The following is a 23,560-nucleotide window of genomic DNA, read 5'->3' as shown; positions in this document are numbered from 1 at the left end:
GCTTACAGCGTGAGCTTGCCCACGGGCTGCAGATCAACGTACGCGCCCAGCTCCTGGAAGGAATACACGTTCAGCGCCTGCAAGCGCGGCTCGATCATGCGGCGGACATAGCGTCGGATGTCCATGGACGTGACGATGGCAAGCGCACCGACCGGCGTCGCACCCGATTGCGGCGCGCTGCGGCTCATGTGTTCGAGCCGCGTGACGATGGTGTCAACCTGTTGCGGGTCCAGCGTCAGGAAGTTCCCTGCCGGCGTGGGTTTGATCGCCTGGCGCACCGTCTGCTCCACCGTCGGGTCCAGCAGAATGGCGGGCATTTTGCGTGAGCCACAGGTGGCCTGGTGCGCGATCTGTCGCCCCAGATCGCCGCGCACGTACTCCACCAGCATCAGCGTGTCTTTTTCTTTCGGGCCCCAGATGACAAGGCTTTCGAGGATGGCGCGCATGTTCCGGATGGGCACCTGCTCTTCCAGCAGGCGGCGCAGCACGTCGGCCATGCGCTGTGCGGGCACGGCCTTCTGCGCCTCGGTGACCAGGCCCGGGTACTCGGTGGTCACGCGTTCCATGATCCATTGCGTTTCCTGCAGGCCGATGAACAGATGTGCGTGCTTGCGCAGCACATGCACGACGTGGTCGGCAATCACCTGCTCGGCGTGGGTTGCTGCATCGGGCGCTGCGTCCAGTTGCGCACGCAATGGTTCAGGCAGATCGGATACCGATACTTTGCCGTCAAGCACCGCGACCGGCTGGCCAGGGATGTCGTGCACCAGCACTTCGTACGCCTCTTCGGGTTGCGCGGCGCTCTTCCAGACCGCAATGCCGGGGAAGGGCAGGCCCAGCTCTTCAGCCAAGGCGTGCCGCCCGCTTTGGAACGCGGCATCGAGTTTGGGAATGTCGAGCCCCTCTGCCAGCCGTGTGCCCAGGCGAACCCCCAGAGGCGCCGTGAACGACGGGGCCTTGTCGGCAATGGTCGGCGCTTTATCCTTGGACCCTTCGCGCAGCAGCGCGGGCAGGGTATCGCTGTCGGTCGCGCTACCCGTGTTCAGGCGCTTGCGCAGCGTGTAGCCAAAAGTGAAGACAACACCTGCCAGCGCGACAAACAGAAACGACGGAAAGCCCGGCACCAGCGCAAAGCCGGCCAGTAGCGCGCTGGCGGTGAACATGGCCCGTGCGCTGGTCGAGAGCTGCCGCACGATCTCCTTGCCGAGCGAGCTTGGCTTGGCGCCGTGGTCGTCGTCTGACACGCGCGTGATCATCACGCCGGCCGCCACCGAGATCAGCAGCGAGGGAATTTGCGACACCATGGCGTCGCCGATGGACAGCACGGCAAAGCGGTTGGCAGCTTCACCGGCCGTCATGCCGTGATACGTGATCCCGATCACGATGCCTGCGAGGATGTTGACCAGCGTGATGACCAGGCCGGCAATCGCATCGCCCTTGACGAACTTCATGGCGCCGTCCATGCCGCCGTGCAATTGGCTTTCCATGGCCAGCAGCGCGCGGCGCTTGCGGGCCTCGTCTGCGCTCAGGTGCCCGGCGCGCAGGTCGGCGTCAATGCTCATCTGCTTGCCGGGCATGGCATCGAGCGTGAAACGCGCGCCGACTTCGGCCACACGTTCAGAGCCCTTGGCAATCACGATGAACTGCACGGTGGTGATGATCAGGAACACCACCAGACCCACCACCAGGTTGCCGCCCACCACGAGCTTGCCGAAGCTCTCGATGATGTGGCCGGCGTCTGCGTGCAGCAGGATGGATTTGGTCGATGCGATGTTCAGCGAGAGCCGCAGCAGCGTGGTGAACAACAGCAGCGACGGGAACGCCGACAGCGACGTTGCCGCCGGGATGTACATCGTCACCATCAGCAGCACGACCGATAGCGTGATGTTCAGCCCCAGCAGCGAATCGATCAGGACGGTGGGCAGTGGCAGCACCATCAACGCAATGACGGCAACCACCAACGCGGCGATGCCGATTTCGCCGCTGAATTCAGAGAAGGCGGTCTTCTTGGCCATATCGGATGCCTCAGTTCAAGATGGAAGGGCCTGCGCCCGAGTGTTTGGCGCCGGGGTCTTTCGCGCCGATCTCGCCCACCCAGGCCAGCACTTCGGCCACGGTTTCAAACAGGGCTTCGGGCACGGGATCATTCAGCTTCACGAGGTACAGCGCGCGTGCCAGCGGCGGGTTGCCGATGATCGGAATGCCGAGCGCCTGCGCTTCTTCGCGCAACCTCAGGGCTTCGTCGTCGACGCCCTTGGCGGTGATGCACGGCAAGCCGCATTGTTCGGGTGCGTAACGGATCGCCACGGCGTAGTGCGTGGGGTTGACGATCACGGCCTGCGCGCCGGCCACGGTCTGTTTAGGCTTGGCTTCGTCCACCATCTGGCGCGCCAGCTGCTTGCGCTGGCCCTTGATGTGCGGATCGCCCTCGCTGTTCTTGTGTTCGCGCTTGACTTCGTCCTTGCTCATGCGGTGGTCGCGGATGAAGAGCCAGCGCTGGATGCCAAAGTCCACCGCGCCGAGCAGCAGAAACAGCAAGCCGCCCGCGCCCAGCAGCTTCACCAGCATCGACATGCCGATCTGCGCGATATCCATGACGGGCTGATACGGCGTGCCCACAATGGTCGGCAGCAACATCAGGACGAGCTTCCACAGCGCGGCCCCAACGGCGAGCGCTTTCACCACCATCTTGAGCAGGTCAATCATCGAGCGCATGGAGAAGATGCGCTTCAGACCCGATGCAGGGTTGATGGCGCTCATCTTCAGCTCGAGCGGCTTGGTTGAGAGCACGATGCCCGTCTGGCCCCACGTGGCAATCCAGGCGACCAGCGCAAACGCGAGGCTCAGCGGCAGCGTCATCAGGGCCAGCTGAAGTGCGACGTGGCCGAGCGTCTGCTTGAGGGTCATGGCCGGGTGCCGGCTGTTGTTCACATCGAGCGCGAGGTCGACCAGCGCCCGCCAGCGATCGCCCAGCAGCGATGCCGTCATGGCAAGCAGCAGGCAGCCCGTGAGCAGCACGACGGCGGCAATCAGGTCGGCACTCTTGGCGGTTTCGCCGTCTCTGTGCGCGTCTCTGAGTTTCTTGTCTGTGGGCTCTTCGGTTTTTTCGTCCGACATGGCGGTGCCCTGGGGTGTCGACGGAGGAGGCCGCGGCGTACGGTGCCGTAGCGATGCGAGGCATTGTGCAGACGCGGGCGCTACGCGCTTGGCGCTTGAGCGAAGGCGGATGCGCCGTTCCGAAGCCGGCGTGCGGGTCGGACGAAAACAGGCGGTTCTGCGTTGTGCATGGGGGCGCACAGCGCTGACCGACTTCGGGGCGGGGCGCTCTTTTTCGGGGTGGGTGGCTGGCGCGCGGCATGCGGGCGTCTATGGTTCCACCCGAGGTCGGCCGGTCTATCAATGCCGGCATCGACATGACCCGACACGGAGAACCCTGCGATATGGAACCGATTCAATGTAGCAACCGCCTGCTGGGCGGGCTGCTCGAAGTCTTGATGTATGCAACGCGCAGCGGCCAGTTCGACAACGCGCAATCGCTGCTGACTGCATTGCGCACGCTGCGCCCGAATTTTCGCGAACTCGACCTGGTGGAAGGCTGGCTGCTGGTGGGCCGCCATCAATACGCCGATGCCGCGCGCATCCTGCGCGAGCTGCACAACGGCGAGCGGGCCGAGAGCGTGGTGCCGTTTGCCTCGGCCATGATGGCGCTGTGCCTGAACGCCCTGGGCGATCAGGAGTGGCATGTGTATGCCAATGAGGTGCTCGCCCGCAACGAAGACGCCGATTCCGTCGCGCTGGTGCGCACGCTGATCGGCGTGCAGGAAGAAATGGATGCCGGCACGTTCGGCACCACCGCCGCTGCCGCGCCGGCCGCAGAAAGCGTGGATCTAAGCGCTTACCACAGCGCGCACTACTTCACCCGCGCTTAACCATCCTCCCGGGAGTCCATCATGATCCAAGGTCCCACTGCCATTCCGCCGGTCACTGCCGGCACGCTGGGCGCCGGCATTGCCCCGGCTGAAACTGCCGCGCCCGCGCCCGAGCTTGTTGCACGCTTCGAATCGATGCTGCAGAACGCAAAGCACAGCCAGCACCACAGCAAGGGGCCTTCAGCCGTTGGCGAACTGGTCAAGAAAGAGGATGCCGCCGTGCAGGCGTCGATGGCGCGTGTGGAGGCCATGACCGAGGCCGAACGCGGTATGTCGGTGCAGGAAGTGGTGGCCGAAGGCGTGCGCGTGCAAATGGAGTGCGCGGCCACCATGACGAAGATCCACCTGGGCAGCACCATTGCGCATTCCGGCAAGAACGCCGTGCAGACCCTGATGCGGAACCAATGATGCGGACCGCGCTTCCATCCTGCCGCATGCGGCGCGGCGCACTCGCACTGCTGTTCGTGCTGACTGCGCTGCTGGCTGGCTGCAACAAGCAGCTCTTTGCCCAACTGAGCGAGGCCGACGCCAACGACATGCTCACCGTGCTGCTGCAGGCCGGCATCGACGCGCAGAAGAATTCGCCCGATGACGGCAAGACCTGGTCGGTGATGGTCGACCAGGATGCCTTTGCCCGCGCGATGGAAGTCCTGCACAGCCACGGCTTGCCGCATGAAAAGTACGCGAGCCTGGGCGACATCTTCAAGAAGGACGGGCTCATCTCTACGCCCACGGAAGAGCGGGTGCGCTTCATTTACGGCGTATCGCAGCAGCTTTCGCAAACGCTTTCGCGCATCGACGGCGTGTCCGTAGCCAATGTGCAGATCGTGCTGCCCAACAACGATCCGCTGGCCACCGTGGTCAAGCCATCCAGCGCATCGGTGTTCATCAAATACCGCCCGAGCGCCAATGTGTCTTCGCTGGTTCCGAGCATCAAGAACCTGGTTGTGCATAGCGTGGAGGGGCTTACCTACGAGAACGTCAGCGTCACGCTGGTGCCCGGCACCGTGGATGCGCCCACCGCCGATGTCGCCAGCCGCGCGCCGGCTGGTGTGTCGTGGGCCACGCTCGGCGCCGTGGTGGGCGCGCTGGGCGTGATCGTCCTGCTGTGGCGTGCCGCAACCCGGCTGTCCGCCGTCCGGACACGGCTTGACGCAGCGCGTGCGCGCCTGGAAGACAAGTTGCCGGCACGCTGGAAGAAGCGCGCAACAGCATGATCGAGAGGAGCGCCGCACCCGATCCGGCCGCCGCCATGATCCTGCGCATGTTGCACGCGTATCAAGAGCGGATGCGTGGGCTAGTGCATGTGTTCGATGCATCCGCATGCGCCGCGCAGGCTAACGGTGTACCGGCAGGCGCAACCAAAGACTGGCGCCAGGTCTGTATCGCGCTTGGCGTGGGTCAGGTGGGCTTGCCGACATTGCTTTCGCGCGGGCATCGCCTCGCCGTGCTCGATAAAGACGACCTCCAGCGCGTGCTGGCCGCCCGCATGCTGATCGGCAGGCGTGCCGCGCTGGCGCGATGCATCGACGGTGCTTACCTCGCCGGTCTTGCCGGTCTGTTGGGGGAGGCAGCGCTCACGGCGTTGACGCAACGCGAGCACTGGGCGCCAGACGCCAGTGGGCCGCTGCCTGCGCTCGACTTGGCGCAGCTTGCCGAGGCTGGCCTGCATGCGCTGATTGCCGACGGTACGGTGTCGGATCCGTCGCTCGCGCAATTGATGCGCCTGACGATCGGCATGCAAGCGCCGTTGCCGCCGGGTGCCGGCACTCCCTCAGATGGAACGCCAGCCGAATCCTTCATGGCTGCGTTGCCTGTTCTCTTTCCGGAGTTGGCATGGTTATTTGGTTGAGGCGCGATGCTCCGCTTGGCATTGGCTCGGACGTGATCCGTGCAGAAGACTACGGGCACGTGGTCGAACTGGATGCCGCATGGCGGGCCGCGGAGGAGGCGCGTGAGGCCGCAATGGCGCAGGCTCACGCCCAGGCTGAAGCCATCGTGGCGCAAGCCCAGGCCAATGCCGACGAGTTGCTCAGGCAAGCCGAGCAGCGCGCGCAGCGCAGCGCCAAGCTCGGTTATGCCGCTGGTCAGCGACGTGCGTTAGAGGATTTTCACGCGTCCATGGCCGCGCGCGCGTACGACGATGACGAAGCCACGCGCCGCGAGGAGGACCGCCTGATCGCCACGGTCATGCAGGCAGTCGAGCATGTGGTGCTGGAATCCGACCGCCAGGCGCTGTTTGCGCGTGTAGCCGCCACGCTCGGCCGCGTGCTGCAAAGCCAAGCGCGCTTGACGGTGCGTGTGTGTGCAGACGAGATCGAACCGGCCCGCGCCGCCTTCGCCAAGGCCGTGCAGACGGGGTCCCTCAACGCCGCCTTCGAGGTGCTGGCAGACGACCGCGCAGAGCCCGGACATTGCCAGTGCGAATGGGACCACGGCGTGGCCGATGCGAGCCTGCGTGTGCAATTGGCCGCGCTTCGACAGGCGCTTTCCGGTCGCAAGCGCAAGCCGGTTGAACATGCCGATCCGCACGAAGACTTCGCAGATGACGAGGGCGGCTTCGACGAGGATGCGGCATGACCAAAGCCGCGCTGATCGACGCCATGGACGAGGCAATTCGTAGCGTGGCACCCGTCCAGCGGCTGGGCAAGGTCGTGGAAGTGACGGGCACTCTGTTGCGGGTGGGCGGCGTGGACGTCAAGCTTGGCGAGCTTTGCACGTTGACCACGCCGGACGGCACGGAGCTTCAGCAAGGCGAGGTGGTCGGCTTTAGCGAGCACTTTGCGTTGCTGGCGCCCTTTGGCGGCGTGGTGGGCTTATCGCGATCGACCCGCGTGGTGCCGAGCGGGCGCACGCTTTCGGTCGGGATCGGGCCCGGGTTGCTCGGCCGCGTGTTGGATGGTCTGGGCAGACCCGCCGATGGTGGACCGCCGCTGGATGTGTACGACTACGTGCCGGTGTTTGCGCAGGCGCCTGACCCGATGTCGCGCCGCTTGGTGGAGCAGCCGCTAGCCACCGGTGTGCGCGTGATCGACGGATTGGCGACGCTGGCAGAGGGGCAACGCATGGGCATCTTCGCGCCGGCCGGTGTGGGCAAGAGCACGCTGCTCGGCATGCTGGCGCGCGGCACCGAATGCGACGTCAACGTGATCGTGCTGATTGGCGAGCGCGGCCGCGAGGTACGCGAGTTCATCGAACAGATTCTGGGTGAGGAAGGCATGCGCCGCTCCGTGCTGGTGTGTGCAACGTCCGATCGTTCGTCCGTGGAGCGCGCCAAGGCTGCGCACGTGGGTACGGCCATCGCCGAGTATTTCCGCGACCAAGGGCTGCGCGTGCTGCTGATGATGGATTCGCTCACGCGCTTTGCCCGTGCGCAGCGCGAGATCGGCCTTGCAGCGGGCGAGCCGCCCACGCGGCGTGGCTTTCCGCCGTCAGTGTTTGCTGAGCTGCCGCGCCTGCTCGAGCGGGCAGGCATGAGCGCCACGGGCTCCATCACCGCGCTGTACACCGTGCTGGCCGAAGACGAATCCGGCAACGACCCCGTGGCCGAAGAAGTACGCGGCATTCTGGATGGCCACCTGATCCTGTCGCGCGACATTGCCGCGCGCAATCGCTATCCGGCCATCGACATCCTGAATAGCCTGAGCCGTGTGATGACGCAAGTCGCGCCGGCCGACCACTGCGCAGCAGCCGGCCGCATGCGCCAATTGCTTGCCAAGTACAACGAGGTCGAGACGCTGCTGCAGATGGGCGAATACAAGGAAGGCAGCGATGCCGTGGCCGACACCGCCGTGCAATGGAACGGCTGGATGGAAGACTTCCTGCGCCAGCGCACCGACGAGTGGTGCAGCCCAGACGAGACGTATCGGCTGCTGAGCGAGGTGGGTCAGACATGAAGCGCAAGCGCTCCGCTGTCTGGCACACGCTGATCGAAGCCAAAACGCGCCAGCGCCGTCGTGTCGAAGCGGAGATTGCTGCCGCACAGCAAGCCGTGGCGGAAGCACAGGCCGCCGCGCAAGACAGCGAAGACGCGTGCGAGCGCGCGCATGAGCGGCTGCGCGGGCATATCGGCCGCATGGATCAACTGATTGCCGCCCCCGTGCTGCTGGCCGATGCGTACTTGCGCTACGACGCGTTTCGCGGCGAGCTGGATGATGCGGTCGTGCAGGCCGAGCACGACGTGGCGGCCGCGCACGCCGCCGTGGCCGAACGCGAGGCCGAACTCAAGGCGCGCCGCCAGGCACTGGCGCGGCTCGATGCCATGCTCGATCAATGCCGTAAGACTGCGGAGCGGATCGACCAGCAGGAAGCCACTGAGCGCGAGCTTGCCACCGAGGAAGAGGCCGTGGAGGCCATCCTGGCGCGTCCGCGCCCACGCGCAGCGGCTTGATGGCGAAACATTCTGACGACATTCACGCCCTCATATGGAAGCGATCGATACCGTTCTGCACGCCTGGTTTGATCTTGATGAAAGCGCGGAGGTCATCCTTGCGCTGCTCGCGCTGTCGTGCGTGCGCATCATGACCATCTTCGCGATCCTGCCGGCCACGAGTGACCAGTCCGTGCCCGGCACCGCGCGCAATGGCGTGGTCTACACGCTCGCCATCATCGTTGCAGCGGCGCAGCCGCCCGCCGTGGCGGAACACCTGAGCGCGGCCCGGTGGTTCCTGCTGGCCGGCAAGGAGATCTTTCTGGGCGCGTGCCTCGGCTACGCGGCGTCCACGGTGTTCTGGGTGGCGCAGACGGCGGGCACGATCGTCGACAACATGGCGGGTTTCAACAACGTGCAGATGAGCAACCCGTTGCAGGGCGACCAGAACACGCCGATCGGCAACACGTTGTTGAATCTGGCCGTCACCTTGTTCTATGCAGCGGGCGGCATGCTGTTCCTGCTGGGCGTGGTGTTCGAGTCGTTCCACTGGTGGCCGCTGGGTGCCACGCTGCCCGACATGAGCGCTGTTGCCGAGAGTTTTCTGCTGCAGCAAACCGATTCCATTTTCTCCACGGCCGTGAAGCTCGCAGCGCCGGTGATGATGACGCTGTTCCTCATCGATGCCGGCATCGGCCTGCTATCGCGTGCGGCAGACAAGCTCGAACCCGCTTCGCTTGGCCAGCCCATCAAGGGTGCGGTGGCCATCCTCATGGTCACGGCGCTGGTCGTGGCCATGTCCAGCCAGGTGCGGGATACGCTCACCTATAGCCAGTTGCTGCAGCGGGTCAAGAGCGGACTGGTGGGCGATGACACGTCGTCAAAACCGAAGAATATGCGGTGAGGATTGTTCAGCGCCTGACGAAGCTTTGTTGAGATTGTGGGTGCGGCGATTTCTTAGGATGTCCTTACGAAATCAAACACCAAGCGGCCCGCGCTTCGCGAGCCGCAATCTCTGACACGGGAGCGTCGACATGCTGGGAAACATCTACTTTGCCTTGGCCTCCGGATTGGCAGCGCGTGAGCGTCTGCCTGACTATGCGAAGGCCGTCTTCGCGGAGGATTTCGACCGCGCGTATCAACTGGTCGATGATCATGGCGGCCAGCAAGGCAAGGACGCTGGCGACTACGCTGGCGTGCTGGCCATGGCCGATGCATCGATGCTGCTGGAGTGCGATGAAGACGCCGAAGAAGCGTTCCGCACCGCGCAGCGTCTGATTCGCCATTCGGATGATCAACTGCGCGTGGTCTCGTGCCGCAACATGGGCTGGCAATCGCTGCTGCGCGATCGCTATTCGGCCGCGGCGGGCTGCTTTTCCCGCATGGCTGAAGACGATGGCGCGACGTGGCTGCAGCGCATCGAAGGCATGATGGGCCTGGCCCTCGTGCATCACCAGCTTGGTCAGCAGGACGCAGCAGACGAGGCGCTGCAATCGGCGCGCGCCATTGCAACGGAGCGCAATGACGCCGGCTGGCTCGCCACGCTCGATCTCGTCGTGTACGAGTTTGCGGTGCAGGCTGGCATCCGGTGCTCCAATCGCTTGCTCGAACACGCGTTCTGGCAGTCGGCCGAAGTGGGTGCTGCGATGCTGCACCACCATGGCGGCCGCGACGGATGGGCGCCCAACGGCAAGCACGATGCGAGTGTGCCCGCGATGATCCATCGCCGCGCCGAGTACCTGAGCCTGCTGCGCCGCATGGCCGATGGCGATCGCACGGCAATCGACCCGCTCATGGCGATCATGGGGCAGTCCCGCCGCATGGGTAGCCGCCTGTTGATGCAGACGAAGGTTGAGGTGGTGCTGGCAGCGCTCAGCGGCGAGCAGCACGACGTGGCCGGCAAGGTCTATGACCAGATCTGCAACCGCGATACGTCTTTCGGCGCACGCCGCTGGAATTTCGACTACCTCTACTGCCGCGCCAAGATGGCCGCGCAGCGCGGCGACGCAGCCGGTGCGCTCAAGTACTACACCGCCTACATGCAAGATGCCCTGCGCTGCCTGCGCACCGAATCGCCCGGCGTGCGCCGCGTCAGCCAGACCACGCCCGCCGCGTCACGCGCGTCCGATGATGTGAGCGCGCGGCTGTCTGCCAAGTACCGGCGCGCGTATCACTACATCCTGGACAACATTGAGCGCAGCGACCTGACCACGCGTGAGGTGGCCGCGCATATCAACGTGACTGAGCGTGCGCTGCAACTTGCGTTCAAGAGCGCGGTGGGCATGTCGCCCAGTTCGGTCATCCGCCGCCTGCGTCTTGAGGGCATCCGCTCTGACCTGCTGGACGAGGGGCGCGGGCCGTCGAACATCATCGATACGGCATCGCGCTGGGGCATCCGCAGCCGCTCGGCGCTGGTCAAGGGGTATCGCAAGCAGTTCAACGAAGCGCCGTCTGAAACCATCTGGCGTTAAGTCGCGGGCGCTGTATCGCGTGGCCGCGCGCTGGTGCGGTCTGTCTTCTTCATTCTCACGAGTGCAACCATGCATCTGACTCGAATTGCGGGCCGGAAGGGTCGCGTGCTGGCCGCGTGCCGGTGCCTGATGGCCGCGGCCATCGCGGTGCTGTCGCTGGCCGGAAGTGCCGCTGCGGCGGTGATCCCCTGGCAGTCGCAAAAATTTGAATACGTGGCCGACCGCAAAGACGTGAAGGATGTCTTGCGAGACCTCGGCGCCAGCCAGCACGTTATGACGTGGATTTCGCCGCAGGTCGAGGGCAGCGTGACGGGCAACTTCAATGAAACACCGCAGCGTTTTCTCGATCGCATGGCCGCCACCTTCGGCTTTGCGTGGTACTACGACGGCGCCGTGCTGCGCGTGACGGGCGCCAACGAGGCGCAGAGCGCGACCATTGCGCTGCAACGCGCGTCCACCGCGCAGGTCAAGCGTGCGCTGACGCGCCTGGGCGTGACCGACCCACGTTTTCCCGTGCTGTACGACGACGAAACCGGCAGCGTGGTCGTATCCGGGCCGCCGCGCCTGGTCGAACTCGTGCAGGACATCGCACGCCTGATCGATCGCGGCCGCGAGGACGCCAACCGCACCGTCGTACGTTCCTTCCCGCTGCGCTATGCCTGGGCCACGGACCACACCATGATGGTGGACGGCCAGTCCATCACCATCCGCGGTGTCGCGTCCATCCTGAACAGCATGTACGGCAACAACGCACCGAGCACGGAGAACCCCCCGCAGCGCGGCAGTGACCGTCGCGTCGACAGCGTCGCCCCCGGCGAGGCAAACGCAGGCCGTGGTGGCACGCGTGCGCTTTCTGGCCTGGGCGGCAATGATCGCAGTGGCGGCAAGGCGCCTCTGCCGCCTGGCGGTATCGGCCAATATGCCGGTGGTGGCGCTGTGGCACCGCTGCCCAGCGGCGAAGGCCGCAGCCGTACGGATGCATTCCAGGAAGACGGCGGCAGCGCCCCGATCATCCATGCAGACCCGCGCAGCAACTCGGTGCTCGTACGAGACCGCGCAGACCGCATGGCGGCCCACCAATCGTTGATTGAATCGCTGGACACACGCCCGGCTGTGCTGGAGATCAGCGCCAATATCATCGAGATCAGCGAGAGCGCATTGGAAGACCTCGGCGTTGACTGGCGTCTGCACAACAGCCACATCGACATGCAAACCGGTTCTGGCACGAACACGCAATTGTCCAATCCGGGCTCGCTCGATGCGGTTACCACCACGGCCAATGCCGCTGCGGCCATTGCCGCTACGCCAACGGGGGGTGTGTTGACCGCCGTGATCGGTGGGGCATCGCGTTACCTGATGGCGCGTATCAGCGCGTTGCAGCAGACCAACCAGGCGCACATTACCGCGAGCCCTAAGGTGGCCACGCTCGACAACACCGAGGCCATCATGGACAGCAAGCAGAATTTCTACGTGCCGGTGGCGGGGTATCAGTCGGCGGATCTGTACAGTATTTCGGCGGGCGTGTCGCTGCGCGTGTTGCCGATGGTGGTGACCGATGGAGGCACGTCGCGCATTCGGATGAACATCCATATTGAGGATGGCCAGATCACCAGTCAGATGGTCGGCAACCTGCCGGTGGTGAACAAGAGCGAGATCGACACCCAGGCACTCATCAACGAAGGCGAAAGCCTGCTGATCGCCGGTTACTCCGTCGACCAGCAGACCAAGGGTGTGGATGCTGTGCCCGGGCTTTCGAAGATCCCGTTGCTGGGGGCGCTGTTCCGGCATGACCAGACGACTGGCCAGCGGTTCCAGCGCTTGTTTTTGCTGACCCCGCGAGTGGTGGCGCTGTAAGGCCACTTGCCAATGCAGCAGAAAAAAAGCCTCCCGTCGGGAGGCTTTTCTGTTTGTGCTCGCCGGCAACGCGGTCAACGGCGGTTTGACGGCTCGGCGACGCCTTGCTGCGCAAGCGCATTCCAGTGGTGCTGGGCGATGGGAAGCAGTGCCAGCGCAAGGCCTTCCCGGCGTTCGTCTGCAGTGCCGTGTTGATCCTGCCGTGCCAGCCGGTGAAGGGCCTGCGCCTTCGGGTCGTGCGCAATCCGCGTGGCCAATTGCGGCAGAAGACGCCTGAGCGTGCTCGTTCCCTTGGCACCCTCGGCCACCTTGCTGAGGTCCAACACGAACTGGCGGCCAGCTTCTGAGGCCAGCAGCGGTTTCAGTTCAGTCTGCAATGGTTGTGCAAGCGCCGCGAGTGCGGCCTGGGCCTGCGTGGCGGTCCACAACTGCTGAACAATCGGTACCAGCTGTGCAGCCACCTGGTGCGCAGGGCTGGTTGACAGAGGACGCCTTGCCTGTTCGCGCAGACTCTGGATCTGCGCGTGGTTGGCAATCTTCTGCGCGAACGCCGGAAGCATCTGTTGCAGCCGGCTGGAGCCTCGCACGCCAAATGCGCCTTCGCCAATGGCGATCACCAGTTGACGCCCCGAGCTGGAGGCCACCAGATCGGCGAGTTCATGCTGCAGGGCGCGCGGCAATGCACGTGCAGCGGTATCCAAACGTGCGAACCCCTCGCGATCGGGCTCAACGTTGAACGCGTTGGCCAACGCCTGCCGCATGGCGGCAGACGCATCGGCCTGCAGGGCTGCCGGATTCCGCAGGGCCTGATTCCTCACTTCGGGCAACTTGTCATGGGCATGCTTCAGTCGAAACGCGACCGAGAACAACTGGCCGTCATTCATGTCGCTTGCCGAACCGAAGACGGCGTTTTCCATCTCTTCGTTCTTGCGCTCGATGTCGGCCTGCAGCAGTTGAAGGCGCGGCGCATTCTTCATCGCCCATTCTTCACGCACCTTGCCGATTTCGGTGCGCAGATGTTCCGGGAAGTGCACCTTGCGGCCGGGCATCGGAGTGATGAGCGATTTCGGCAGACCCTGCATGGTGAGGCCCGTGCAGCCACGCAGATCGATGGTCTTGATCTGGTGTAGTTTTCCGACCGACGCCGGCACGGCACGGAGCTGCGGACAGTCGGAGAGATCGAGCGCTTTCAGATGACGCAGTTGCCCAATGGAATCGGGTACCGAAGTCAGGCCTACGTTGTGTTGGAGGTTCAGTTCGGTGAGCTTCGACAGGTTGCCGATGCTGGCAGGTATTTCGCGCAGATAGGTATGCGCCAGAGACAGTGTTTTCAGCTTGCGTGCGTTGCCAATGTCGCGCGGCAGCCAGGTGAGCGGTGAATGCTGGATGGCAAGGTGCTCCAGGTTCGCCAGCCCGTGCATGGCCGGCAACTCGCGCACGCCACTTCCCACGATTTCCAGATGTTTCAGGCACGACAATTGCCCCAGCGTGTCGGGCACCGCAAGCAAGCGCTGGTTGTCGTGCAGCTTGAGCGTCTCCAGCAGGCCAAGGTTGCCCAGATCATGCGGCAACTCGCGCAAGTCGCAATCCGACAAGTGGAGCGTCTTGAGGTGTGCGATTTCGGAGACGAGATCCGGCAGATGGAGCACGGGCGTCGCTTTCAGTTCGATCTTGTCTGCGGGCTCTCGACGCCCTCGCGCTACGTCTTCGATGTGCGTCAGTGCAACGTTGAGCTGTCGTTCCGCATTGAAGTGGGCAGGCGGGTTTGCCGGGCGGTAGTCGGCAATCCGGGTAAGCATCTGCGCGTGCCACGCTTCCAGGGCCAGGCGGACACCGGAACCGGCGATGCGCGCATTCACGGCGGCGGCGCCGTGCAGTGGGCTTTCCAGCGCGGGGGGGTGTACATGGAGTGGGCTGTTTGGCGCCGTGCGCGATGGGCCAGTGGACGTGCCGGCACGGATGTTGGGGCGTGCAGCGGCAGGCCCGCCGGCATTGGCGGGCGAGCGGCGCAGCCCGAACAATCCGGCAATGCCGCTGCGCCGTGGCTGCCGTGCAGGCTCCTGCCGCGGGGGCGTGGCGTAGGCGGGGACGTTGCTGCGCGCTGGAGTGGAATCGGCGGCCTGAGCCTGCGAAGTGCGGCGGAATGGGTTGATCGAATGCATTGAAGTTCGCGTCGAGAGGTGCACCGCGGTGGCGTCGCACCGATGATGGAAAGCATCAGCCCCACGCAAACATCGCGTGGGGCCGACGTGAAGCACACGAAGGCGCTGGCTTACGCGGCCTTCTTATGCGTCGACGTGCTGACGTTGGCGCTAGCGCTCACTTGGCTCGAGCCGGAGGACTGCGGTGCCGAAGCGGGTGCCTTGGAGGTGACGTCGTCGCCGTCGTCATCGTCGTCGTCATCGCCGTTCGACTTGATGGCGTTCAGCATGCGTTGATGCGCAGACTGCTGTTGCAGGAGTTGCAGCTGCAGGAGCGCATCCTGCCCGGTGGGGTCCGCGCCGTTGGGTTGAGCGTTGTTGTTGCCGTTGCCCGTCTTGCTGGTGCCATTACCGTTGCCGTTGCCGGAGTCGACTTCGGCCTCGTGCTTCTTCTTGCCCTTGCGGCTTGCGCCTTCGTGGTCGTCCGCGACGGCTTGATGTTGCGTGCCGGTGTGGTGGGCTTCAGGCGGCGTGGCGTGACGGTTCTTGCGCGAGGCATGGAAGTCTCCTGCCACGCCAGCGCCCGCGGCAGCAGCGCCGAGCAGCATGTCGCCGTTGCCGTTGCCGTTGCCATTACCGCTCACCTTGTCGAACAGGTTCTGCGCCTGCACGCCGGCCTCCGCCTTGGTGCCTTCCTTGGCGGCAAGCTTGACTGCATCCTTCAGGCCGCTGCGGCCGCCCGTGAGCGCACCTTCCACCACGGAGTCGACCACCGTACCGCCCAGGTGCGTCTTCTGCAGCGTTGCCACGGCGGCGCTGGCGGCCAGACCTTCCGGCGTGAGGTCCGAGGCCAACTGTGCGGCGTTACCAGCGGCTGAGCCGATGTCGCCCAGCGCTTCACCGAAGTGACCATGCGCGGCGGCTTTGCCGGCTGCAATGGTGCTGTCTGCGAAACCGTTGACGCTATCGCCGATGCTCTTGACCGTGCGGTCGGCGATATCGTTGACGAAGCCCCGGGCCTTGTCGACCTTGCTCAGAGCCTTGTCCAGGCCCTTGCTTAGGTGGGCGTTTTCCAGCGATTTTTCGGCCACGTCAAAGGCGGCGGTATTCAGATCCCGCATGCCCTTGAAGGTGGCTTCGCCAACGCCTACCGCATCGTGCAGCGCTTTTTGAATACGCAGGTGCACCAGGTCGTTGGTCATGGCTGCCGTCTGCTTGGCAACGGCCTCCACATCGTGGACGAGGTTTTTGCCGACGCTCTCGGCGGCGTGGGCAATGCCCTTGCCGACCTTGGCGATGTCATTGCCCAAGTGCTGAAAGGCGTGCTTGATTTTGCTGAAGATACTCATGGTGAGTCTCCGTGCTTGAGATAGCAAAAATGACGACCGTTGCCGGCCGTCAGGTTAAGTGGCCTGGCGTTACGCGCCCTGCACCTGGGAGTGCTGCTGTTGCGTGCCGCCGGCCTTTTGGGCTTGCAGTTGCTCGAGCACCTTGATCATGTCTTTGAGTAGCGTTTCGAGCTGCGCCATGGGGCTGTTCGCTCCGTTTCCGGTGCCGTCTGCGCCGTTCGCGCCATCGGCCGTGGCGGTGTTCGGCGTGCCGGAGGCACCGGACGGGCCGTTTGCGCCACCGGCTGCCGTGCCGCCCGCTGCGCCACCCGCGCCTTGCGCACCACCTGCCGCGCCCGCGTTGCCTGCGCCACCCGCGCCAGCGCTGCCACCTTGCGTCTGGTCGCCGCCAAGCGCCTGTTGCTGTTGTTGCGCCAGCATCTTCACCAGGTCGTCCAACACCTTCAGCAGTTGTTCGATCATGGCGTCGTTGCTCTTTTGGCCGCTGGCCTCGGCACCGTTGGCGTTGTCCGCGCCCGATGCGGCACTGGCATCGCCTGTGGCGTCAGCACCGTTTGCGCCGCTGGTATCGCCCGAGTTGTCGGTGCCCTCTGCGCCGCTGGTGTCGCCCGAGTTGTCGGTGCCGTCTGCGCCGCCGGTGTCGCCCGTGCCGTCAGCACCGTTTGCGCCGCCTGCGTTGTCAGCACCGCCAACGTCGCCAGTGCCAGCGCCACCATCAGCGCCACCTGCACCGGCACCACCGTCAGCGCCACCTGCGCCGCCCGCACCACCGAAGGCGTTTGTCATCATCTGCTGCTGCATCAGTTGCAGCGCGTCGTCGAGCATCTGGAGCATGTCGTCCATGTTGAGGCCCTTGCCGCCGTTGGCACCGCCTGCGCCATCGACGCCCTTGGCGCCTTCGCCCGTGTCGAGCTTGTGCTGCATCTGCTCGCTGAGCGTCATGAACTTCAGCAGGTCTTCCAGCAGCTTCATGAGCGCTTGCATCGGGTCCTGGCTGCTGGAGTCGCCGCCGTTGTCATCGCCAACTTGCTGGCCCTTGCTGGCACCCTGCGCGCCTTGCGAACCCTGGGCGCCTTGTGCGCCTTGGCTGGCCGACGGGCCATGCGCAGCACCCGCGCCCGGGGCGCCACCGCCGGTTGCGCCACCCGAGCCACCGCCGGCACCTGCATTGGCGCCGCCTTGTGCTGTGGCGTTGCGCAGCATGGCTTCAAGCACCTTCAGGATGTCTTGCACGAGATGCTGCAGCGGGCTGTCGGCCTGGTTCTGTTTGCCGGGCTGATCCAGTTGGAGCTGGGTCGAGATATTCAGTGAAGCGTTGTCTTGGACCTTCATATTCATGTGTCACCTCAGTGGGCAGGCGTGATGCATGGCACCGCCCAGGCCGCTGACAGGGCGCATGCCGATACAGAGAGGAGAGAAGCCGCGCGACCGGCCTCTGCAGAGAAACGGCGGCACGGCAATCGCTTCCGATTCCGATTCCGGTTCGGGTCGCGGGGCCGGTATGGCCCTGCGCGTTCTGCCCGTGCCGGGCCGCGCAGCCCTGGGCAGCCGCGTGCCGGCACGCCGATCGCAGAGCGAAATGGCATGTCGGGCGACTTTGGTGGAACGTTAGGGAATGTCGGCCATCAGGCCATGCTGCGAGGCCGAAGCCCTGATCACCGAGACGAAATCGCAGGCCAGCGAGATGTGAGAGGAGGCAGGCTCACGCGCGCGCCGCCGTGTCAGGGCATGCGGCGGACCCATCGGGAGTGGGATTCAGAAGTTGTGCGTGACGCGCAGCGCCAGCGTGCGGCCGGGCAGGATCGGGATGTAGCTGCTGCTGAGCGTGTTGCCGTATGTGCGCACGTTGAAGAGGTTGCGGGCAAAGACATCGATGCGCCAACGCTTTTGGTGCCAGAAGAGGCTGCTGTCGACGCGCACGGCGCCGGGTACTCGAAAAGGGGCGTCACCATGGGCATCGGCTCGGCCCTGCGCGCTGATGCCAAGCCCCATGCCGGCGCCTGCGAGCACGCCGCTTTGTATGGTGTACGTCGTCCAGAGCGCGGCGTTTCGGGCTGGCACGCCGGGTGCGTAGCCGCCCGGCAGCCTTGCCGACATGCGAGAGGCCGACAACCACAACGAGGCCTCCCAGCCGCGCGCCACCGTGCCCTGCATCGACAGTTCCACGCCCTGGTTGGTTTGTTCGGCCAGTTGCGCGTAGTAGCCGGGGTGCGACACGTCGGCCAGGCTCACGTTCTTGGCATCAATGCGATAGAGCGCTGCCTGTGCCGTCAGCGTGTGGTGGGCGTTTTCCCATCGCAGGCCGGTTTCCACCTGGCGGCTGCGCTCGGGTTGCGTGCCGGTGCCGTCATAGAAGTAGCCGGTGTTGATCTGGAAGCCGCGCATGTAGTCGGCAAACCACGCCGTGCTGGGGGTGAGCTTGTAGAGCACGCCGACGGCGGGCGTCCAGGCCACGCCTCGCAATTGCGTATGGGGCAGCAGGGCGACGTAGTTGTTCGCGCGGATGGAACCGGACATCTCCCATCTGTCGCCAATGGCGACGTGGTCGCGCAGCCGAAAGATCGATTGCCGCAACGTTTGCGACAACCCGTTGCCCGGAACGAACGTTGCCTGCGGCAGCGGTACGGGCGCAAACGGGTCTTGCGTGACCTGGGCGATGGACCCCGGTTTGATCAGGTTCTGCCGTTCCTGGATCTCTTCCCAGCCGAGCGTGAATGCATGGCGCACGGCGTTGTGCGACCAGGTGCCCGTCAACTCGTTCGACATGGCCCACAAGTGGCTTTCTGTGTGGCGCAGCCCGCAGATCGTGTTGTTGGGCATGGCGCGATACGACGAGGCGGAGCCGAGGTCCCACTGGGCCGATTCCTCTCTCACGGATTCATAGCTCGCCCGCGAATGGATGGCCCAGTCATCGGTCAGGTTGTGCGAGGCCGTGTAGTAGACGCGCGTGCCGCTGCCTTCCACGCGATCGTCTACGTTGCCGAAGGGAAGCTGCGCGGGCACGCGGGCAGGTGCGCCGCCCAGTGCGAAGGTGGCGGGCGGCACGGGCTGCCGGCTGGTGAGCGATTCGATACCGGCGGTAATGCTTGTTGCGCTGTCGCTCCAGCCCAGCGCGGCGTGGGCGTAGCTGACGCGGTGGCCCGCGTATCCGGCGTCGCTGTCGGTCGTCGTGTCATTGAGCCCAACGAAGCGGTATGACAGCCCGTTGGCCCCGATGGCCCCGGCCAGGTCAGCGACCACCTTACGGCCGGCATGCGAGGCGACCTCCATGGCGATGCTGCGCTGCGCGGCAGCGGTCGGCGCTTTCAGGCTGGCATTGATGGCGCCGCCAGCCATGGTGACGCTCGCCACGTCGGCGTTCGGTCCTTTGATGACGTCGATCTCTTCAAGTGCATCCACGGGCCGCAAGGAGCCGAGCTTGTCCGGCAAGCCATCCACCGAAATTGTGTTGGTCAGGTAGCCGCGGATGGCATAGAGGGGCGGTGCTGTGGGGTCAGCCAATACCGATGCCACGCCGGCCTGCGCCAATGCGGCATTCAATGAGGTCGGCTGTTGGCTGGCCAAGAGACCGCGTGTGACCGTATTGACGGCGTGCGGCATGCTCGTCATCGGCATTTCAACGCGGGTGATGGCGCTGCTGGAGCCTACCGCGAATCCTATGTCGCCCGCGCCATGGACTTCCGATGGCGGTAGTGAGCCGATGTCACGCGGTGAGTCGGGCGCGCCGGCGTTGTCGGCCGCCACAACGGTGAGCGTGCCGTCAGGCAGCACGGAGAGCGCCAGCCCGCTGTTTTGCAGTGCCAACCGGGCCGCGTCTGCGGCCGTCATCTTGCCGTCGATCGGGCCTGCCCAGCGCTCCTTCACAAGGCTGGATGCGAACGACACCGGTTGACCGCTCAATCGCGTGATTTCCATCAGGACATGCTCGAGCGTCGAGCGCTCGATACGCACCTGCAGCGGCTCGTCAGCCGCCATGGCATGCGCGTGCTGTGCCATCGACAGTCCGATCAGCACGGCAGCCAGGCCAGGGAGGCGGAACCAGGTAAGAGGCAAGGGCGTCATGAGGGGCAGCGCTGTCACCGTGCGGTGAAGGTCTGGAAAGAACGGAGAACGCAGGACGTTCGCGCCCCCTGCGCCTGAAACTTCCGAGGCGCTCTGCCGCGTCGCAGAAACAGACGGATCTGCCTGCTAGGGGCACCCCCGGTCCAGACTGGCGCGATGGTCCAGTCCACACATGCCGAACTGGCGCCTGCCTTTCGCCAGCGCGATCGCCGGGATCCGCTTGTTGTTCATACCCCACCCGTATTTTTATTGGCGTGAAACGGGCGCCAATAACGCACGATCCATGCCACGTTTCCCCTCCGAAGAGGGGGGCGGTTCTTCTCGAGCCGCTTGACGCAGTCTCTCGGCGCACCGTAACGCAGTCTCTGATCTGTTGAGCGCTTCCTTTGGACGCACGTCATTGGATGATGGGCGCGACCTTGTTTCGCGCCGCAACAGTTCCTTTCGCGCTGTGGCGCTGCCGTGCGCCGGGCGGCCGCTATGGTTGTGGCCGTCCGTGACTCGTCCTGCTGCCGTGGTGTTTATGCTGTCATCAACGTCTTGCCTTGCCGATGCGCTGGCCGAGCGCATTCGTTCGTCGCTTCGAAGGGCCGCTGAAACGCGTGGACTTGCCGCGCGGCACGAGCGCTTCTATGCCACCGCTCAGGCGCTGCGCTCCGAAATTCTGGAATTGGTGTCCGAAGAGCCGGACGACCTCGCCGTGCTGAAGTGCGTTCAGGCCTTTCGAGAAGAGACGCAGGCATTCAAGCAGTCGCACGCCATTGCGCGACTCGCGTATTCGCCCGAGGTCGACCAGGGCTATCCGTTTCGCGACGAAATGGAGCAGCCCATTCTTATCGCCACGCTGGAGCCGACCGGTCGATCCAGAGACCGCTTCGAGCGTTACCCGGCAGACGCCGTATGGCCGTATCTGCAGGCCGATGTGGCGCCCCCCCTGCGTGGCGCGCTGTACCAACGCACGCTTGTGTGCCGGCGGATGCAGCGCGCTGACCTACGCGACGCGCGCGAGGAGGCACTCATTGGCGAGCGTGGTGTATTTGCTGCGCGGGACGTCGCCGTTGGCGAATGCCTCGGCGTCTACGGCGGCCGGCTCCTGACGCCCGCCACTTATTACACCTGTCTCGACGATTCCTTCGTGCTGAGCACCAGCGCTGGCGGCGTCGATTCCTGGGTCGACGGGGAAAACATCCTGGCGATGGCCAACACCATCTTTACCTACGAACGCGGCAAGGCGGATCGGCAGGCGGAGTCGGGCTACAACATGGAGGCTGCGGTGTTTGAGGCGACTTCACGTTGCGGACGACGCTTTGCCATCCGCGCCTTCTTTGCCACACAGCGCGTGGCCGCCGGTGTTGAGTTGCGCTGGAACTATCGCTATTCGCCAGAGCTGATTCGCCAGCGGTTTGGCGCGTACGCTGCAGTCTAAGGGTAGGACGCCGAATCTATCGCAGCGTCAGCGGCGTCGGTTTCACCAATGCGCTTGCCGACATCCTGTCCAGGAGCTGCGTGCCATATCACCCCAGGCGAATGGCAAGACCGCTCATTGAAATGGACATGAAAAAGGGCGCTCTACCAAATCAGAGCGCCCCAGCGTGCATCGATCAGCGACGAGCCATCACGGCTCGTGGCGCAGATACCCTTCCTTGCTCGGGTCGGGCATGAAGTACGTCACAACGAGAGACACCGCGCACAGCGCTGTCACATACCAGTAGAACGTCGATTCGGTGCCGGCCTGCTTGAACCACAGCGCCACGTATTCCGCCGAGCCCCCGAACACTGCGTTGGCGATCGCATACGACAGGCCAACGCCCATCGCGCGCACCTCGGGCGGGAACATCTCGGCCTTGATCAGCCCGCTGATGGACGTATAGAAGCTGACGATAGCCAGCGCCAGCGTGATGAGGCCGAAGGCCGCGAGCGGGCTCGACACCGTGGCCAGCGCCTTCATGAGCGGCACTGTACCCAGCACCGAAAGCGCGCCGAACAGCAGCATCGAATTGCGGCGGCCGATACGGTCGGACAGCGCGCCAAACACCGGCTGCAACACCATGTAGACGAACAAGGCGCCTGTCATCACGTTGGAGGCGGTCTTGGTCTCCATGTGCGCCGTGTTGACGAGGTACTTCTGCATGTACGTCGTGAACGTGTAGAAGATCAGCGAGCCGCCGGCGGTAAAGCCGATCACGCGCAGGAACGCGCCCTTGTGCTGCCACGCGCCGCGGATCGTGCCGGCGTGCTCCGCCTTGCGCGCCGAGGCGGTCTGCGTTTCGTGCAGTGACTTGCGCAGATACAGGGCGATCAGCGCCGTCAGCGCACCCACCACAAACGGAATGCGCCAGCCCCAGGCTTTCAGCTCGGCCGTCGTCAGCAGCTGCTGCAGGATCACCAGCACGAGCACCGCGCACAACTGGCCGCCGATCAGCGTCACATACTGGAATGAAGCAAAGAAGCCGCGCCGGCCCTGCAGCGCCACCTCGCTCATGTAGGTCGCGCTGGTGCCATATTCGCCACCCACTGACAGGCCCTGGAACAGCCGCGCGACGAGTAGCAGGAACGGGGCCAGAGCACCGATCTGCGCGTAGGTCGGCAGTACAGCAATGAGCAGCGAGCCGCCGCACATCATCAGCACGGAGATCATCATTGCCGTGCGCCGGCCGTGCCTGTCGGCAATGCGGCCGAACAGCCAGCCGCCAATCGGCCGCATCAGGAAGCCCGCCGCGAACACACCCGCCGTGTTCAGCAGTTGCGTCGTGCGGTCACCGCTGGGGAAGAACGCCGGCGCAAAGTACAGCGCGCTAAATGCGTAGACGTAAAAGTCGAACCATTCGACGAGGTTGCCCGACGACGCGCCGACGATGGCAAAGATGCGGCGGCGTGTGTCGTGCGGGTCAACCGCATGCGGGGTGGCAGTGCTATCCATGAGGGCGTCTCGGTGTGGTTGTTCTGTGGGCAGCCTAAGCTGACCCTCAGAATTGTAGCGACATGTCGCAGATTGTCGCGCCCCGGAATTGCCCCGATGGATGAGATAGTGTGTTGCGGGAGGCCTGCGGAGGTTACGCAGAAACGGGTACGCCCGGCCTCTTACACCGCGACCGCATGCAAGCGAATACCCAACGCCCGCATGACTTTGAGCACAGTGGCAAAGCTCGGGTTGCCTTCTTCGGACAAGGCCTTGTACAGCCCTTCGCGCGTCATGCCGGTGTCACGTGCGAGCTGCGTCATGCCGCGCGCTCGGGCCACCACGCCCAGCGCGTGGGTGATGAATGCGGGGTCGTCGGCCGCTTCCTCCAGGCACGCGTCCAGATATGCGGCCATGTCGGCCTCGGTCTTGAGATGCTCGGCGGAGTCCCACGGGCGGGTTTTGACGGGTTTGTCGTTAGGCATG

The 23,560-nt window shown here is 64.8% G+C and carries 19 protein-coding genes; 11 read left to right on the top strand and 8 right to left on the bottom strand.

The window, feature by feature from the left end:
- Nucleotides 1–2 precede the first annotated feature (2 nt).
- Both ACTJK4_RS20305 and sctU read right to left on the bottom strand, forming a co-directional pair.
- On the bottom strand, nt 3–2,015 hold the full coding sequence (locus tag ACTJK4_RS20305) for an FHIPEP family type III secretion protein (RefSeq protein WP_433867654.1): 2,013 nt from the start codon (nt 2,013–2,015) through the stop codon (nt 3–5).
- 10 nt (nt 2,016–2,025) lie between these two features.
- Nucleotides 2,026–3,117: a type III secretion system export apparatus subunit SctU gene (gene sctU, locus ACTJK4_RS20300; RefSeq protein ID WP_433867655.1), complete on the bottom strand. Its 1,092-nt coding sequence runs from the start codon at nt 3,115–3,117 to the stop codon at nt 2,026–2,028.
- A 323-nt stretch (nt 3,118–3,440) separates the two neighbouring features.
- On the opposite strand from sctU, the gene ACTJK4_RS20295 reads away from it, so the two are divergent.
- The 10 genes from ACTJK4_RS20295 (at nt 3,441) to sctC (ending at nt 12,623) form a co-directional block, all read left to right on the top strand.
- Nucleotides 3,441–3,929, top strand: coding sequence for an HrpB1 family type III secretion system apparatus protein (locus tag ACTJK4_RS20295; protein ID WP_232038743.1), 489 nt, complete (start codon nt 3,441–3,443; stop codon nt 3,927–3,929).
- 21 nt (nt 3,930–3,950) lie between these two features.
- The gene (locus tag ACTJK4_RS20290; protein ID WP_232038742.1) at nt 3,951–4,337 is read left to right on the top strand and encodes a type III secretion protein HrpB2; all 387 of its coding nucleotides are present in this window, start codon (nt 3,951–3,953) and stop codon (nt 4,335–4,337) included.
- A 26-nt stretch (nt 4,338–4,363) separates the two neighbouring features.
- Nucleotides 4,364–5,146 (top strand): type III secretion system inner membrane ring lipoprotein SctJ, encoded by a 783-nt coding sequence (gene sctJ / locus ACTJK4_RS20285; RefSeq protein ID WP_322018243.1) that lies wholly within the window; start codon nt 4,364–4,366, stop codon nt 5,144–5,146.
- Nucleotides 5,143–5,781: a type III secretion protein HrpB4 gene (locus tag ACTJK4_RS20280; RefSeq protein ID WP_440818789.1), complete on the top strand. Its 639-nt coding sequence runs from the start codon at nt 5,143–5,145 to the stop codon at nt 5,779–5,781. Before sctJ ends, ACTJK4_RS20280 begins: the two co-directional genes overlap by 4 nt.
- A complete protein-coding gene (gene sctL / locus ACTJK4_RS20275; protein WP_440077612.1) occupies nt 5,766–6,509 on the top strand; it encodes a type III secretion system stator protein SctL in 744 nt (247 codons plus the stop codon). Before ACTJK4_RS20280 ends, sctL begins: the two co-directional genes overlap by 16 nt.
- A 23-nt stretch (nt 6,510–6,532) precedes the next feature.
- Complete coding sequence (gene sctN, locus ACTJK4_RS20270; protein WP_239498105.1) at nt 6,533–7,825, top strand: type III secretion system ATPase SctN; 1,293 nt, start codon at nt 6,533–6,535, stop codon at nt 7,823–7,825.
- The gene (locus ACTJK4_RS20265; RefSeq protein ID WP_440818788.1) at nt 7,822–8,319 is read left to right on the top strand and encodes a type III secretion protein HrpB7; all 498 of its coding nucleotides are present in this window, start codon (nt 7,822–7,824) and stop codon (nt 8,317–8,319) included. Before sctN ends, ACTJK4_RS20265 begins: the two co-directional genes overlap by 4 nt.
- Nucleotides 8,320–8,353: 34 nt before the next feature.
- On the top strand, nt 8,354–9,202 hold the full coding sequence (sctT, locus tag ACTJK4_RS20260; RefSeq protein WP_232038738.1) for a type III secretion system export apparatus subunit SctT: 849 nt from the start codon (nt 8,354–8,356) through the stop codon (nt 9,200–9,202).
- A 130-nt stretch (nt 9,203–9,332) separates the two neighbouring features.
- Complete coding sequence (locus tag ACTJK4_RS20255; RefSeq protein ID WP_440818787.1) at nt 9,333–10,769, top strand: helix-turn-helix transcriptional regulator; 1,437 nt, start codon at nt 9,333–9,335, stop codon at nt 10,767–10,769.
- Nucleotides 10,770–10,838: 69 nt separating this feature from the next.
- Nucleotides 10,839–12,623: a type III secretion system outer membrane ring subunit SctC gene (gene sctC, locus ACTJK4_RS20250; RefSeq protein ID WP_440818786.1), complete on the top strand. Its 1,785-nt coding sequence runs from the start codon at nt 10,839–10,841 to the stop codon at nt 12,621–12,623.
- 74 nt (nt 12,624–12,697) lie between these two features.
- Here the strand turns inward: sctC and ACTJK4_RS20245 are convergent, their stop codons facing one another.
- From ACTJK4_RS20245 to ACTJK4_RS20230, 4 genes are all read right to left on the bottom strand, one after another.
- Nucleotides 12,698–14,785, bottom strand: a complete 2,088-nt coding sequence (locus ACTJK4_RS20245) for a leucine-rich repeat domain-containing protein (protein ID WP_440818785.1) — start codon at nt 14,783–14,785, stop codon at nt 12,698–12,700.
- 110 nt (nt 14,786–14,895) lie between these two features.
- Nucleotides 14,896–16,113: a hypothetical protein gene (locus ACTJK4_RS20240; RefSeq protein ID WP_440818784.1), complete on the bottom strand. Its 1,218-nt coding sequence runs from the start codon at nt 16,111–16,113 to the stop codon at nt 14,896–14,898.
- Nucleotides 16,114–16,182: 69 nt separating this feature from the next.
- Entirely contained in the window at nt 16,183–17,451 is a 1,269-nt protein-coding gene (locus ACTJK4_RS20235) for a hypothetical protein (RefSeq protein ID WP_440077608.1), read from the bottom strand.
- A 417-nt stretch (nt 17,452–17,868) separates the two neighbouring features.
- Nucleotides 17,869–20,175, bottom strand: a complete 2,307-nt coding sequence (locus tag ACTJK4_RS20230; RefSeq protein WP_440818783.1) for a TonB-dependent siderophore receptor — start codon at nt 20,173–20,175, stop codon at nt 17,869–17,871.
- Between the two features lie 496 nt (nt 20,176–20,671).
- On the opposite strand from ACTJK4_RS20230, the gene ACTJK4_RS20225 reads away from it, so the two are divergent.
- Nucleotides 20,672–21,601, top strand: coding sequence for a type III effector protein (locus ACTJK4_RS20225; protein ID WP_440818782.1), 930 nt, complete (start codon nt 20,672–20,674; stop codon nt 21,599–21,601).
- Between the two features lie 189 nt (nt 21,602–21,790).
- On the opposite strand, the gene ACTJK4_RS20220 is transcribed toward ACTJK4_RS20225, so the two are convergent.
- Both ACTJK4_RS20220 and ACTJK4_RS20215 read right to left on the bottom strand, forming a co-directional pair.
- Nucleotides 21,791–23,095, bottom strand: a complete 1,305-nt coding sequence (locus tag ACTJK4_RS20220) for an MFS family transporter (RefSeq protein ID WP_232038730.1) — start codon at nt 23,093–23,095, stop codon at nt 21,791–21,793.
- 161 nt (nt 23,096–23,256) lie between these two features.
- Nucleotides 23,257–23,559, bottom strand: a complete 303-nt coding sequence (locus ACTJK4_RS20215; protein WP_232038729.1) for an addiction module antidote protein — start codon at nt 23,557–23,559, stop codon at nt 23,257–23,259.
- Nucleotide 23,560: the final 1 nt, after the last annotated feature.

The sequence above is a fragment of the Ralstonia sp. 22111 genome, from assembly GCF_052045895.1.
Classification (GTDB): Bacteria; Pseudomonadota; Gammaproteobacteria; order Burkholderiales; family Burkholderiaceae; genus Ralstonia; species Ralstonia wenshanensis.
Note: the sequence above shows the minus strand (reverse complement) of the source record. Positions and strands in the feature narration are given on the sequence as shown.

Excerpts from the sequence above, each read along its gene's own strand:
- ACTJK4_RS20235 (WP_440077608.1), bottom strand. The coding sequence starts at position 17,451 with ATGAATATGAAGGTCCAAGACAACGCTTCACTGAATATCTCGACCCAG.
- ACTJK4_RS20220 (WP_232038730.1), bottom strand. The coding sequence starts at position 23,095 with ATGGATAGCACTGCCACCCCGCATGCGGTTGACCCGCACGACACACGC.
- ACTJK4_RS20280 (WP_440818789.1), top strand. The coding sequence starts at position 5,143 with ATGATCGAGAGGAGCGCCGCACCCGATCCGGCCGCCGCCATGATCCTG.
- ACTJK4_RS20295 (WP_232038743.1), top strand. The coding sequence starts at position 3,441 with ATGGAACCGATTCAATGTAGCAACCGCCTGCTGGGCGGGCTGCTCGAA.
- ACTJK4_RS20245 (WP_440818785.1), bottom strand. The coding sequence starts at position 14,785 with ATGCATTCGATCAACCCATTCCGCCGCACTTCGCAGGCTCAGGCCGCC.
- ACTJK4_RS20215 (WP_232038729.1), bottom strand. The coding sequence starts at position 23,559 with ATGCCTAACGACAAACCCGTCAAAACCCGCCCGTGGGACTCCGCCGAG.
- sctC (WP_440818786.1), top strand. The coding sequence starts at position 10,839 with ATGCATCTGACTCGAATTGCGGGCCGGAAGGGTCGCGTGCTGGCCGCG.
- ACTJK4_RS20305 (WP_433867654.1), bottom strand. The coding sequence starts at position 2,015 with ATGGCCAAGAAGACCGCCTTCTCTGAATTCAGCGGCGAAATCGGCATC.
- ACTJK4_RS20265 (WP_440818788.1), top strand. The coding sequence starts at position 7,822 with ATGAAGCGCAAGCGCTCCGCTGTCTGGCACACGCTGATCGAAGCCAAA.
- sctJ (WP_322018243.1), top strand. The coding sequence starts at position 4,364 with ATGCGGCGCGGCGCACTCGCACTGCTGTTCGTGCTGACTGCGCTGCTG.
- sctN (WP_239498105.1), top strand. The coding sequence starts at position 6,533 with ATGGACGAGGCAATTCGTAGCGTGGCACCCGTCCAGCGGCTGGGCAAG.
- sctT (WP_232038738.1), top strand. The coding sequence starts at position 8,354 with ATGGAAGCGATCGATACCGTTCTGCACGCCTGGTTTGATCTTGATGAA.
- ACTJK4_RS20240 (WP_440818784.1), bottom strand. The coding sequence starts at position 16,113 with ATGAGTATCTTCAGCAAAATCAAGCACGCCTTTCAGCACTTGGGCAAT.
- ACTJK4_RS20230 (WP_440818783.1), bottom strand. The coding sequence starts at position 20,175 with ATGACGCCCTTGCCTCTTACCTGGTTCCGCCTCCCTGGCCTGGCTGCC.
- sctL (WP_440077612.1), top strand. The coding sequence starts at position 5,766 with ATGGTTATTTGGTTGAGGCGCGATGCTCCGCTTGGCATTGGCTCGGAC.
- sctU (WP_433867655.1), bottom strand. The coding sequence starts at position 3,117 with ATGTCGGACGAAAAAACCGAAGAGCCCACAGACAAGAAACTCAGAGAC.
- ACTJK4_RS20290 (WP_232038742.1), top strand. The coding sequence starts at position 3,951 with ATGATCCAAGGTCCCACTGCCATTCCGCCGGTCACTGCCGGCACGCTG.
- ACTJK4_RS20255 (WP_440818787.1), top strand. The coding sequence starts at position 9,333 with ATGCTGGGAAACATCTACTTTGCCTTGGCCTCCGGATTGGCAGCGCGT.